Consider the following 12,457-nt stretch of genomic DNA (forward strand, 5'->3'; position numbering starts at 1 on the left):
CGTGGATCTTCAACTGGCCGGCAAGCGCGCCCTGGTCACGGGTGGCACCCGCGGCATCGGACGGGCCATCGTCACGGCCCTGGCCGGGGCGGGCGCCTCGGTCGTCACCTGCTACCGCACTGACGACGAGGCGGCGGAGAGCCTCAAGCGGGACCTGAAGTCGACCGACGGCACCCACCAGGTGGTCCAGGCCGACCTGCGGGACCCGGCGGACGTGGCGCGCTTCGTCGAGGTCGCGAAGACCGAGCTCGGCGGGCTCGACATCGTGGTCAACAGCGCCGGCGTGGACAGCCACGCGCCGGCCGCCGGGGTCACCATCGACGAGTGGCGGCGGGTGCTGGACACCAACCTGACCGCCTTCCACCTGGTCACCCACGCGGCGCTGCCGCTGCTCGGCGCGGGTGCGTCGATCGTCGCGGTCGGCGCGTCGGTCAGCACCCGGGGCCTGGCCGGCAAGGCCCACTACACCGCCAGCAAGGCCGCCATCAACGGCTGGATGCGGTCGGTGTGCAAGGAGATCGGCCCGCGCGGCATCCGGATCAACGAGGTCGCCCCGGGCATCATCGAGACCGAGCCGGGCGCGGGCCTGCCGCCGGAGATGTACGAGCGGATCAAGGCCAACGCCTCGCTGCGTCGCCTGGGCACCCCGGAGGACGTGGCCAACGCGGTCCTGCTGCTGGCCAGCCCGCTGTCCGGGTACGTCACCGGGGCCACCCTGCACGTGGATGGCGGCATCTGATGGCCGCCCGGAAGGTCGCCGTCCTCGGACTGGGCGGCATGGGTGGCGGCATGGCGCACCGGCTGTTGGACAGCGGCCTGGAGCTGACCGTCTGGAACCGCACCGCGGCGAAGGCGGCCGGGCTGGTCGCGGCCGGTGCCCGGCAGGCGGCCTCGCCGGCCGAGGCGGTCGCGGACGCGGACGTGGTCCTGGTCAGCCTCGCCGACGAGGAGGCCGTGGAGCAGGTCCTGTTCGGGGCGGTCTGCCCGGCGGCCAAGCCGGGTACGCCGATCATCGACACCTCCACCGTCTCCCCCACGTACGCCCGGGAGGCGGGCGAGCGGGCGGCGAAGGCCGGGGTGAAGCGGATCGAGGCGTGCGTGGTGGGCAACCCGCACCAGGCTCGCAACGGCGAGCTGCGGGTGCTGACCGCCGGTACGCAGGCCGACCTGGCCGAGGTGGAGGATGTCCTCGCCCTGCTCGGGCCGCAGGTGGTCTACCTGGGTCCGCCCGGGATGGCCGCGACGATGAAGCTGGTCTTCAACGTCATGCTCGGCGCGCAGGTCACCTCGATGGCCGAGGCGGTCGCCTACGGCGTGAAGTCCGGGCTGAACCGGGACATGCTGCTGATGGCGGTGGAGCGGAGCGGCTTCAGCTCGAAGGTGATGTCGTTCCGGGCCGCGCTGATGCGCGAGCGCAAGTACGAGCCGGCCGCCTTCCGGACCCGGCTGATGAACAAGGACCTGCGGCTGGCCCTCGCGGAGGCGGCCAAGGTGGGCGTGGAGATGCCCGTCATCGAACGTTCCGCGGTCACCTTCACCGAGGCGATCGACGCCGGCTACGGCGACCAGGACGCCGCCTCGGTGCACGAGATGTTCGGCCTGAACGAGGGCTGACCACGGCGCGTACGACGCCGTCCACGTCGGTCCGCGGATGCTCCATTAGGTCTTTAAGCGCCTTCGAGGAACTGACGAAATCATTTTCGTGAGTCACGACCGGGACCGATGCCGACCAGAATCGGCGATCCTGGCGATCAACCCGCATCAGCCGAAAGGAGAGCACTGTGCACCGGACGCTCATTGTGGCCCGTATGAATCCGGCGGATGCCGCGTCGGTCGCCAACATTTTCGCCGAATCCGACGCCACCGAACTGCCTCACATGATCGGCGTCGACCGGCGGACCCTGTTCCGTTTCCACGACCTCTACTTCCACCTCGTGGAGGCGGACCAGTCCATCAACAAGGACCTGTACAAGGCCCGCAGCCACCCGCTCTACCAGGACATCCACGACAAGCTGGCGCAGTTCATCAGCCCCTACGACCCGGCCTGGGCCGAGCCGAAGGACGCGATGGCCGAGGCCTTCTACACCTGGACGCCGGACAAGTGAGCGTCACCGAAACCGCAGGCCGAGAGGAGAAGTCCGTGACCACCACGGCAGCCACGAAGGTTTCGTGGCAGGACGTCCAGCCGAACCGTCGGCGCGGCGGGGATGTCCGTATCATGCTCAGCCCGAAGACGGTGAAATCGACCACCGGATTCGGTGGAATGCTCACCCTGGAGCCGGGTGAATTCGTGTGCGAGCACATTCACCCGTACTCCGAGGAATCGGTCTACGTGGTGAGCGGCCACATCACCATGCGGATCGACGAGGACTACGTGGACCTCGGTCCCGGCGACGCCTGCCTGGTGCCGATCAACGTCAAGCACCGGGTGGAGAACCGCGGCCAGGAGCCGGCCAAGGTGGTCTTCCACCTCTGCCCGCTCGCCCCCCGCCCCGAGCTGGGGCACATCGACACCGAGTTCCTGCCCGGTCGTGAGAACGAGCCGGCTCCGCAGGTCGGAGGACACCCGTGAGCACACCGCGCGTAGCGGTCACCGGCATCGGCGTGATGGCGCCCGGCGGCGTGGGCCGCCAGGCGTTCTGGGACATGCTGACCGCCGGCCGGACCGCCACGAGACGCATCACCTTCTTCGACCCGACGAACTTCCGCTGCCAGGTCGCCGCCGAAATCGACTTCGACCCGGCGAAGATGGGCCTGAGCCCGCAGGAGGTCCGCCGGATGGACCGGGCCGCCCAGCTGGCGGTCATCGCCACCAACGAGGCCATCCAGGACAGCGGCCTGACCCTGGACGACCTCAACCCCACCCGGACGGCGGTGACCGTCGGCAACGCGGTCGGCTGCACGATGGGCCTGGAGACCGAGTTCACCGTGGTCAGCGACGGCGGCAAGAAGTGGATCGTCGACCACGAGTACGCGGTCCCGCACATGTACGACTACTTCGCGCCCAGCTCGCTGGCGCGCGAGGTGGCCTGGGCGACCAACGCCGAGGGTCCGACCTCGGTGGTCTCCTCCGGCTGTACCTCTGGTATCGACGCCCTGGGCTACGCGGCGAACCTGATCCGGGAGGGCGCCGCGGACATCGTCATCGCCGGTTCCACCGACGCGCCGATCTCGCCGATCACGGTGGCCTGCTTCGACGCGATCCGGGCCACGTCGACCTTCAACGACACCCCGGAGACCGCCTGCCGGCCGTTCGACGGCGCCCGCCGGGGCCTGATCCTCGGCGAGGGCTCGGCGATGTTCGTACTGGAGAGCACCGAGTCTGCCCGCCGCCGGGGCGCGACGATCTACTGCGAGATCGCCGGCTACGCCACCCGGGCCAACGCCTTCCACATGACCGGCCTCAAGCCGGACGGGCGGGAGATGGCCGAGGCGATCCGGCTCAGCATGGACCAGGCGAAGCTCAACCCCGAGGACATCCACTACGTCAACGCGCACGGCTCGGGCACCAAGCAGAACGACCGGCACGAGACCGCGGCGGTCAAGGCCAGCCTCGGTCAGCACGCCTACAAGACGCCGATGAGCTCGATCAAGTCGATGGTCGGGCACTCGCTCGGCGCGATCGGCTCCATCGAGGTCGCCGCCTGCGCCCTGGCCGTCAAGCACAACGTGGTCCCGCCGACGGCGAACCTGACCACCCGGGACCCGGAGTGCGACCTGGACTACGTACCGGTGATCGCCCGGGAGCACGTCACCAACGCCGCGCTCAGCGTCGGCAGCGGGTTCGGCGGCTTCCAGAGCGCGATCCTCGTCGTCGACCCCGAGGCGGTGCCGGCATGAAGAAGGCGGTGGTGACCGGGCTCGGCGTCATGGCGCCGAACGGCATGGACACCGAAACCTACTGGCAGTCCATCCTGGACGGAAAGAGCGGGATCAACCGCATCCAGCGGTTCGACGCCCCGAAGTACCCGGTGAAGCTCAGCGGTGAGCTGTCCACCTTCGACCCGACCGAGCACGTGCCGAGCCGGCTGCTGGTGGAGACCTCCGCCATGAGCCACCTGGCGCTCGCCGCGGCCGAGGCGGCGCTCAAGGACGCCGAGGTGAACCCGGCCGAGCTCCCCGAGTACGAGCTGGGCGTGATCACGGCGAACGCCACCGGCGGCGTCGAGGTGGGTCAGCGGGAGCTGCAGAAGCTCTGGACGCAGGGCCCCGAGCACGTCAGCGCGTACATGTCGATCGCCTGGTTCTACGCGGCGACCACCGGCCAGCTCTCCATCCGGCACAAGTTCCGGGGGCACTGCAGCGTGGTCGTCTCCGAGCAGGCCGGCGGCCTGGACGCGATCGGCCACGGCCGCCGGGTGCTCCGCCAGGACCACCGGGTGGTCATGGTCGGCGGGACCGAGTCGGCCATGTCGCCGGCCGGCGTCGTGGCCCAGATGCCCACCGGGCACCTGAGCACCAGCGACGACCCGGCCGTGGCGTTCCTGCCGTTCGACACCCGGGCCAACGGCTACGTCCCGGGTGAGGGCGGCGCGATCCTGGTGCTGGAGGACGCGGCCAGCGCCCGCGAGCGCGGCGCACCCCGGGTGTACGGGGAGATCGCCGGCTACGCGGCCACGTTCGACCCGCGTCCCGGCGGGGACCGGCCGCCGACGCTGGAGCAGGCCGCCCGGCTGGCCCTGGCCGACGCGGGTGTCGAGCCGGGCGACGTCGACGTGGTCTTCGCCGACGCGTACGGCGTGCCGGAGCTGGACCGGATCGAGGCGGCGGCGATCACCGCCATCTTCGGCCCGAACGGCGTCCCGGTGACCGCCCCGAAGACGATGACCGGCCGGATCTACGCGGGTGCCGGCGCGCTCGACACGGTCGCGGCGCTGCTGTCCATCCGCGACGGCGTCATCCCGCCGACCATCAACGTCGGCGACCTCGCCCCCGGCTGCGACATCGACCTCGTCCGGGACCGCCCCCGAACCGCTCCGGTACGCACCGCGCTGGTGCTCGGGCGCGGGCACGGCGGGTTCAACTCGGCCGTCGTCGTCCGTGCCATCTCGACCGACCACAACTGACTGGAGGCCCTGCCATGCGTGAAATGACCCTCGACGACCTGACGCGCGTGATCCGCGCGACCGTGGGTGTGGACGACTCGGTCGACCTGGACGCGGACATCCGCGACACCGAGTTCGCCGAGCTCGGCTACGACTCGCTGGCCGTGCTGGAGGTGGTGAGCCGGCTGGAGAAGGAGTTCCCGGCCTCCGTCCCCGAGGAGAAGATCAGCGAGCTGCGCACCCCGCGCGAGCTGATCGACTACGTCAACTCCCAGCTCACCGCGGCGGCGTGACGATGGCCAAGAAGACCGAATGCGCGGTCGTCATCGACGCGCCGATGGACCTGGTCTGGGACATGACCAACGACGTCCCGAACTGGCCGAACCTCTTCACCGAGTACGCCACGGCGGAGGTGCTGGAGCGGGACGGGAACACCATCCGGTTCCGGCTGGCCATGCACCCGGACGAGGACGGCAAGGTCAACACCTGGGTTTCCGAGCGGACCTCCGACCCGGCCACCCGGACCGTGCGGGCCCACCGGATCGAGACCGGCCCGTTCGACTTCATGAACATCTTCTGGGCGTACCGGGAGGTCGACGGCGGCGTGGAGATGCGCTGGGAGCAGGAGTTCCACGTCAAGGACGTGATGCCCTTCGACGACGACGCGATGGCGGCGCACCTGCTCAAGAACTCGGCCATCCAGATGGCGGCCATCAAGGAACGGATCGAGAAGGCCGCCGTCGCCCGCTCCTGAAGCCGGCGAAACCCCTACCTGGAGGACTGATGGAACAGCAACTTGCCGGCAAGAACGCCCTGGTCACCGGGGGCACCCGCGGGATCGGGCGGGCCATCGTGCTCACCCTGGCCCGGGCCGGCGCGAACGTGGTGACCTGCTACCGCTCGGAGGGCGAGGCTGTGGAGAGCCTCGCCCGGGAGCTGAAGGACACCCCGGGCCAGCACCACCTGGTCCGCGCCGACGTCGGCGACGCCGAGCAGATCGACCACCTGCTGGCCGAGGTCAAGGTCCGGCTGGGCAGCCTCGACGTGGTGGTCAACAACGCCGGTGTGATCAACCACGTCAGCTACGACGAGCTGACGCTCGAGGACTGGCACACCGTCGTCGACACCAACCTGACCGGCACCTTCCTGGTGATCCAGAAGGCGCTGCCGCTGATGGGCCCGGGTGCCTCGGTGGTCAACATCGGCTCCCGGGTGGCGAAGGTGGGCATCCCGATGCGGGCCCACTACACCGCCGCCAAGGCCGGTCTGGTCGGGCTGACCCGTTCGCTCTGCAAGGAGCTGGGCCGCCAGGGCATCCGGGTCAACCTGGTCGAGCCGGGCGTCATCGCCACCGAGGAGATGGCCCGCCTCACCCCGGAGCAGCGGGCCGCCATGGAGGCCCGCTACCAGCAGCTCACCTCGCTCGGCCGGCTCGGTGACCCGGACGAGGTCGCCGAGGTGGTGCTCTTCCTGGCCAGTGACAAGTCCCGCTACGTCAGTGGCGCGCAAATCCCCGTCGACGGAGGTATCTGATCATGAGCAACCCCGTGTTCCGGGTCATGCTGCGGTTCGACATCAACCCCGGCATGGAGGAGGGCTTCGAGCAGACCTGGCTCTCCATCGGCAGCGTCATCACCGACCACCCGGCCAACCGCGGCCAGTGGCTGATGAAGGACTCCGAGCAGGCGTCGACCTACTACGTGATCAGCGACTGGGTGGACGAGCCGCGGTTCCGCGAGTTCGAGCACAGCGACGAGCACGTGGAGCACCGCAAGAAGCTGCACCCGTACCGGCACGGTGGCGCGATGTTCACGATGAACGTCGTGTTCGCGCTCCCCGCCGGTGAGGCCGCGAAGGCCCTGCGGTGAGCACCGCGGGTCGGGCCCGGGTGATGGTGTGGCACCGTGCGCCGGCCGACGACGTGGACGCGGTCGCCAAGGCGTACGACCAGATCAGTCGGCACCTGGAGGGCACCCCGGGACTGATCGGCAACGAGCTGCTCCGGTCGACCACCGACCCGCACCGGATGGTGGTACTCAGCGAGTGGGAGAGCCTCCAGGCGTTCCGCGTCTGGGAGGAGGGCGTCTCGCACCGCCCGTCCACCTCGCCGCTGCGGCAGCACCAGGACCGCGAGATGCCGAACTTCTTCGAGGTGTTCGAGGTGACGGCGGCGTTCTGACCGTCGGCTCGACGAACCAGCGGTGGCGGAGGGACCCCTGACCGGGGTCCTTCCGGCCATCAAGGCCCGTGCCACCCCGCCCCGGCCCCGGGGCAGATCAGGCCCAGGACTGGGCAGCGACGGAGTTTGGAGGCCGTTCGATGACCGACATTCCGCCCCAGGTGGGCGCTGCCCGGAACGCGGTGGGACGGCCGGCATGAGAATCGAGAACCTGTACGTCGTCGGCACCGGCCGCCGGCTGCCCCCGGTGATGACGCTGGAGGAGGCGGAACGGGCCGGCCTCTGCGAACGCCGGCTGGTCTGGCGTACCGAGGTGCAGTCGGTCTGCGTGAGCGAGGACGAGTCCGGGCCGGAGATGGCCGCGCACGCGGCGAAGACCGCGCTGCGACAGGCCGGCGCCCGGCCGGCGGAGATCGACCTGATCCTGCACGCCAACACCTGGTACCAGGGACACGACATGTGGGCCCCGGCCTCGTACGTGCAGCGCGAGGCGGTCGGCAACGCCTGCCCGGCGATCGAGGTACGGCAGATGTCCAACGGCGGGCTCTGCGCGCTGGAACTGGCCGCCAGCTACCTGCTGGGCAGCCCGGACCGCACCAGCGCGCTGGTCACCACCGGGGACCGGTTCTGCGCGCCCGGCTTCGACCGCTGGCGCAGCGACCCGGGCACCGTCTTCGGGGACGGCGGCACCGCGATCGTGATCTCCCGCCGGCCCGGGTTCGCCCGGCTGCGCAGCATCGCCACCGTCGCCGACGCCGGTCTGGAGCAGATGCAGCGCGGGGTGGACCCGTTCGGTCCGGCCCCGTTCAGCGCCCGGGCCGCCGTGGACGTGGAGACGATGCGACAGGACTTCGTCAAGGCCAGCGGCCTCGACGGCATCCTCGACCGGATCGACCGAGGCCAGTCCGAGGCGATCGAACGGGCGCTGGCCGACGCCGAGGTGAAGCTGGAGGACATCGACTGGTTCGTCCTGCCGAACCTCGGGCGCGGCCGGCTCAAGGCCCACTTCCTGAACAAGTTCGCCATCGACCCGGACCGGACCACCTGGTCCTGGGGACGCCAGGTCGGCCACCTCGGAGCCGGCGACCAGATCGCCGGGCTGGGGCAGCTCGCCGACTCCGGCGTACTACAGCCCGGTCAGCGCTGCCTCCTCGCCGGTGTGGGTGCGGGGTTCACCTGGTCGTGCGCCGTGGTCGAGATGCTCCGCCGACCACCCACCGCCGCCCGGCCGAGCACCTCGGCCGCACTCACCCGCACGATCAGAAGGGGATGAGAGGACCCATGGCCTCCACAGCAGCGCCCATTCCACCCACCGAGAAGACATTCCTCGGCCAGCCCCGCTGGTTCGGCACCCTGTTCGTCGTCGACATGTGGGAGCGGTTCAGCTTCTACGGCATGCTCGCCATCCTGGCGCTCTTCCTGGTCGCCTCCCCGGAGGACGGCGGGATGGGCATGTCCGAGGTGGACGCCGCCGCCCTGTTCGGCATGTACATGTCCCTGGTGTTCATGGCCGCCCTGCCCGGCGGCTGGCTCGCCGACCGCATCCTCGGCGCCCGGCGGGCCACCCTCTGGGGCGGCATCTTCATCACCGCCGGGCACATCTTCCTCTCCGTACCGGCCGAGCCGACCCTCTTCCTCGGGCTGGGCTGCATCATCATCGGCACCGGCCTGGTCAAGCCGAGCATGGCCGCCATGGTCGGCGACATGTACCAGGGCCAGCCCGAACGCCGGGAGGCGGCGTTCTCGCTCTTCTACATGAGCGTCCAGGTCAGCGCCCTGCTCGCGCCACTGATCACCGGCTTCGCCGCCGAAAAGATCAACTGGCACCTAGGCTTCGGCATCGCCGCGGTCGGCATGGTCGTCGGCCTGATCCAGTACGTGATCGGGATGCGCGGCCTCGGCGACGTCGGCTCCCGGCCGCCCAACCCGGCACCGCCGGAGGTCCGCTCCCGGGTCTGGCGGCGGTCGGCGCTCTACGGCGGCGTCCCCGCGCTGCTGGCGATCGTCGGCGTGGCCAGCGGGGTGCTCGCCCTCCAGCAGGTGCTGATGGTCCTCGGCCTGATGGTGATCGGCGTGCCGATCGTCTACTGGGTCCGGCTGAACCGCCGGCCGGAGATCCAGCCGTACCGGGTGCGGCTGCGGGCGTTCCTCTGGATGCTGATCGCCTCGTCGTTCTTCTGGATGATGTACGCCCAGGGTCCCGCCCTGATGAACATCTTCGCCAAGGACTCGGTGGACCGGCACCTGTGGGGCTTCGAGATCCCGGCGAGCTGGTTCCAGTCCGCGCAGCCGCTCTTCCTGCTGCTGCTCGCCCCGGGCTTCGCCGCCCTGTGGGTGAAGCTCGGCTCCCGGGTCGCCGTCCCGCCGAAGTTCGTCGCCGGCATGCTCCTCGGCGGCGTCTCGTTCCTGATCATGACGGTGGCCGCCACGCTCGCCGAGAGCAGCCCGGTCTCGCCGCTCTGGCTGCTCACCGTCTACCTGATCATCGTCTGCGGTGAGCTGGTCGTCGCGCCGGTCGGGCTCAGCCTGGCCGCCCAGGTCGCCCCGCCCGGCTTCTCCAGCCAGATGATCGGGGTGTTCTGGCTTTTCGCGGCGGTCGGCGCGGCCACCGGCGGCCAGCTCGCCGGGATCACCGCGGTGGTCTCCGAGGCCACCTTCTACCTCATCCTCGCGGGCGTCGGGCTCACCGTGGCCGCCGCCCTGCTGGTCGGCGCCCGCTCGTTGACCCGCCGCCTGGCCGACGATCCCCCAGCGGTCGCGCCGACGACGACGTCGGCCGCCGAAGGAGTGAAATCCTTGAGCTGAACGGAGAGCACCATGTCGACGAACGAACTCAACACCGTCCTCAGTGTCGACGCCCCGAACGCCGTGCTGCGTGGTGGACCGGGCCGCTCCGGCCAGCTCGTCGAACGGTACTACCGCACCGACGAGCGGGATGCCACGGTGAAGGTCCGCAACGGCAACAGCTACGACCACTTCCGGCGGGAGTCGGAGCAGGTCGTCGACGGCGCCGGCCGTACGCTGCGGGTCTTCACCTGGACGCACCGCACCTACGTGGCGGAGTGACCAACGTCCCGGCTGGGTACGAGACAGCGATAGGTAGTATGGCTACAGCACGGCCGTACGAGGGATGGGAGACGCCATGAGGACGCTGGTAGCGGTAGTGATCGGTCTGGTCGCCGGGTTCTTCGCCGGAATTGTGATCGACCAGATCATCGGCGTGATCGGCTTGTTGACTACGGGTGATCTGGGAGGCTTCCGGTACCTGCCGCTGGTCCTCGCCGTCGTCGGCGCGGTCGTCGCGGTCCTTATCGAGCGGCGGATGCAGCGCGGCGGTACACCCCGCCGCTGACCCCGAGGCCGTCCACGGGCGCCTTCCATCGTCGATGGGAGGCGCCCGTTGCCGTCCCCGGACCCGCCCGGTGATCTCTCAGCGCGCTTCGAGCCGTCCTCCAAGCAGGACTGCCAGGCTGGGCCAGCCACGATCCGGGAGGAGTCACTCGTGTACGACGAGACAACACCAGTACTGATCGTCGGGGGTGGAGTGGTGGGTCTCTCCACCGCCCTGTTCCTGTCCTCGCACGGCGTCGGGTCGGTCCTCGTCGAACGTCACCCGGGCACGGCCATCCACCCGCGTGCCTGGGGCTGGTACCCACGCACCCTGGAGCTGTACCGCTCGGTCGGACTGACCGACGCGATCTACGCGGAGAGCAAGGGCTTCGCCGGGCACGTCCTCAACGGCAAGGTCGAGTCGCTGACCGGCCGCGAGATCCACATGTCCCGGATCCCGGACGAGGAGGACGTCAGCGACATCAGCCCGATCGAGCGGCTGGTCTCGCTGCCGCAGGACCGGATCGAGCCGCTGGTGCTGAACCGGGCGCGGGAGCTGGGTGCCGACATCCGGTTCGGCGTCGAGCTGGTCGACCTCGTCCAGGACGACGAGGGCGTGACCGCCACCGTGCAGGACCGGGAGACCGGTGCGCGACGCACCATCCGGGCGGAGCACCTGGTCGCCGCGGACGGCACGCACAGCCCGATCCGGGAACGGCTCGGCATCCGCCGGCACGGCCGGGGCGTGGTCCGCCACCAGATGAGCATCCTGTTCCGCGCCGACCTGACCGGGCCGCTGGGCGACCGCCGGTTCGCCATCTGTCAGGTGGAGAACGACCAGGTCGAGGGAATCCTCGGGCACGACGACTCGCTCGGCCAGGGCACCCTGATCGTCACCTACCACCCGGAGAAGGGCGAGCGCCCGGAGGACTTCACCGACGAGCGCTGCGTCGAGCTGGTCCGGGCCGCGGTGGGCGTACCGGACCTCGAGGTCGGGCTGCGCAGCGTCATGCCGTGGGAGATGGGCGCGCTGGTCGCCGAGCGGTTCACCGACGGGCGGATCTTCCTCGTCGGCGACGCCGCGCACGTGGTCCCGCCGGTCGGCGGGTACGGCGCGAACACCGGCATCCACGACGCGCACAACCTGGCCTGGAAGCTGCACGCGGTGCTGACCGGGCTGGCCTCCCCCGCGCTGCTGACCACCTACGACGCCGAGCGGCACCCGGTGGGGGTGACCGTGATGATGCAGGCCGGCCTGCGGTTGGCCACCCGGGGCGGGTTCGCCACCCCGGAGCAGAAGGCGGCCGTCCGGGACACCCTGATGGTGACCTTCGGCTACGGCTACGACTCGTCCGCCGTGATCGCCGAGCCGGGTGACAGCGTCCCCGCCGGTCCGCCCGGGCCGGGCGGGGTGCGCAATGCCGCGCTGGTCGAGCCGCGTCAGCTCGGCGGCCAGCCGGGCACCCGCGCCGCGCACGTGTGGCTGCGCCGGGACGGAGAGCGGATCTCCACGCTGGACCTGTTCGGCCGGCGGCCGGTGCTGCTGCTCGGGTCGGCCGGCGAACCGTGGCGTGCCGCCGCCACGGCCGCCGCGAAACGGCTCGGCGTCGACCTCGATGTCCACCGGATCGGCGCGGACCTCACCGAGGAGGACCGGTCCTGGCACGAGACGTACGGCGTCGCCCCGCAGGGGGCGGTGCTCGTCCGGCCGGACGGCTTCGTCTGCTGGCGGTCCCCGGCCGGCGCCGAGGCCACCGAGTCCACCGTCGAGCGGGTGCTGGGCGCGCTGCTGCACCGCTGACCCACCCGCACCGCCCCAGCCGGGCTTGGGTGGTAGCAGGGGCCCCTTGTTACCGCTTTTTGATGAGCAAGGGTCCCCTGCAACCACCTCAGCCCAGCCAGC

The 12,457-nt window shown here is 70.5% G+C and carries 16 protein-coding genes; all 16 read left to right on the forward strand.

What is annotated here, in order from left to right; translation table 11 throughout:
* Position 1: 1 nt before the first annotated feature.
* The 16 genes from GA0074692_RS15220 (at position 2) to GA0074692_RS15295 (ending at position 12,355) form a co-directional block, all read left to right on the forward strand.
* Complete coding sequence (locus GA0074692_RS15220; protein WP_091645118.1) at positions 2–739, forward strand: SDR family NAD(P)-dependent oxidoreductase; 738 nt, start codon at positions 2–4, stop codon at positions 737–739.
* Positions 739–1,614 (forward strand): NAD(P)-dependent oxidoreductase, encoded by an 876-nt coding sequence (locus tag GA0074692_RS15225; RefSeq protein WP_091645120.1) that lies wholly within the window; start codon positions 739–741, stop codon positions 1,612–1,614. Before GA0074692_RS15220 ends, GA0074692_RS15225 begins: the two co-directional genes overlap by 1 nt.
* Before the next feature lie 167 nt (positions 1,615–1,781).
* Positions 1,782–2,105 (forward strand): TcmI family type II polyketide cyclase, encoded by a 324-nt coding sequence (locus tag GA0074692_RS15230; RefSeq protein WP_091645122.1) that lies wholly within the window; start codon positions 1,782–1,784, stop codon positions 2,103–2,105.
* Between the two features lie 35 nt (positions 2,106–2,140).
* The gene (locus GA0074692_RS15235; RefSeq protein ID WP_245730317.1) at positions 2,141–2,572 is read left to right on the forward strand and encodes a cupin domain-containing protein; all 432 of its coding nucleotides are present in this window, start codon (positions 2,141–2,143) and stop codon (positions 2,570–2,572) included.
* Between the two features lie 35 nt (positions 2,573–2,607).
* Positions 2,608–3,840, forward strand: a complete 1,233-nt coding sequence (locus tag GA0074692_RS15240; RefSeq protein ID WP_245730673.1) for a beta-ketoacyl-[acyl-carrier-protein] synthase family protein — start codon at positions 2,608–2,610, stop codon at positions 3,838–3,840.
* Positions 3,837–5,066: a ketosynthase chain-length factor gene (locus GA0074692_RS15245; RefSeq protein WP_091645126.1), complete on the forward strand. Its 1,230-nt coding sequence runs from the start codon at positions 3,837–3,839 to the stop codon at positions 5,064–5,066. Before GA0074692_RS15240 ends, GA0074692_RS15245 begins: the two co-directional genes overlap by 4 nt.
* 14 nt (positions 5,067–5,080) lie before the next feature.
* On the forward strand, positions 5,081–5,338 hold the full coding sequence (locus tag GA0074692_RS15250) for an acyl carrier protein (RefSeq protein ID WP_091645128.1): 258 nt from the start codon (positions 5,081–5,083) through the stop codon (positions 5,336–5,338).
* Between the two features lie 2 nt (positions 5,339–5,340).
* Entirely contained in the window at positions 5,341–5,799 is a 459-nt protein-coding gene (locus tag GA0074692_RS15255) for an SRPBCC family protein (protein WP_091653504.1), read from the forward strand.
* Positions 5,800–5,828: 29 nt separating this feature from the next.
* Positions 5,829–6,578: an SDR family NAD(P)-dependent oxidoreductase gene (locus GA0074692_RS15260; RefSeq protein WP_091645130.1), complete on the forward strand. Its 750-nt coding sequence runs from the start codon at positions 5,829–5,831 to the stop codon at positions 6,576–6,578.
* A gap of 2 nt (positions 6,579–6,580) precedes the next feature.
* Complete coding sequence (locus GA0074692_RS15265; RefSeq protein WP_091645132.1) at positions 6,581–6,913, forward strand: antibiotic biosynthesis monooxygenase family protein; 333 nt, start codon at positions 6,581–6,583, stop codon at positions 6,911–6,913.
* On the forward strand, positions 6,910–7,224 hold the full coding sequence (locus GA0074692_RS15270; RefSeq protein WP_218106672.1) for an antibiotic biosynthesis monooxygenase family protein: 315 nt from the start codon (positions 6,910–6,912) through the stop codon (positions 7,222–7,224). The genes GA0074692_RS15265 and GA0074692_RS15270 overlap by 4 nt, the downstream gene beginning before the upstream one ends.
* A gap of 196 nt (positions 7,225–7,420) precedes the next feature.
* A complete protein-coding gene (locus GA0074692_RS15275; RefSeq protein ID WP_091645134.1) occupies positions 7,421–8,497 on the forward strand; it encodes a ketoacyl-ACP synthase III family protein in 1,077 nt (358 codons plus the stop codon).
* A gap of 8 nt (positions 8,498–8,505) precedes the next feature.
* A complete protein-coding gene (locus GA0074692_RS15280; RefSeq protein WP_091645136.1) occupies positions 8,506–10,029 on the forward strand; it encodes a peptide MFS transporter in 1,524 nt (507 codons plus the stop codon).
* 12 nt (positions 10,030–10,041) lie between these two features.
* On the forward strand, positions 10,042–10,290 hold the full coding sequence (locus GA0074692_RS15285; protein WP_091645138.1) for a DUF5988 family protein: 249 nt from the start codon (positions 10,042–10,044) through the stop codon (positions 10,288–10,290).
* Positions 10,291–10,366: 76 nt separating this feature from the next.
* Positions 10,367–10,576: a DUF5957 family protein gene (locus GA0074692_RS15290; RefSeq protein ID WP_091653509.1), complete on the forward strand. Its 210-nt coding sequence runs from the start codon at positions 10,367–10,369 to the stop codon at positions 10,574–10,576.
* 150 nt (positions 10,577–10,726) lie between these two features.
* A complete protein-coding gene (locus GA0074692_RS15295; RefSeq protein WP_091645140.1) occupies positions 10,727–12,355 on the forward strand; it encodes an FAD-dependent oxidoreductase in 1,629 nt (542 codons plus the stop codon).
* Positions 12,356–12,457 lie beyond the last annotated feature (102 nt).

It is taken from the genome of Micromonospora pallida (assembly GCF_900090325.1).
Classification (GTDB): domain Bacteria; phylum Actinomycetota; class Actinomycetes; order Mycobacteriales; family Micromonosporaceae; genus Micromonospora; species Micromonospora pallida.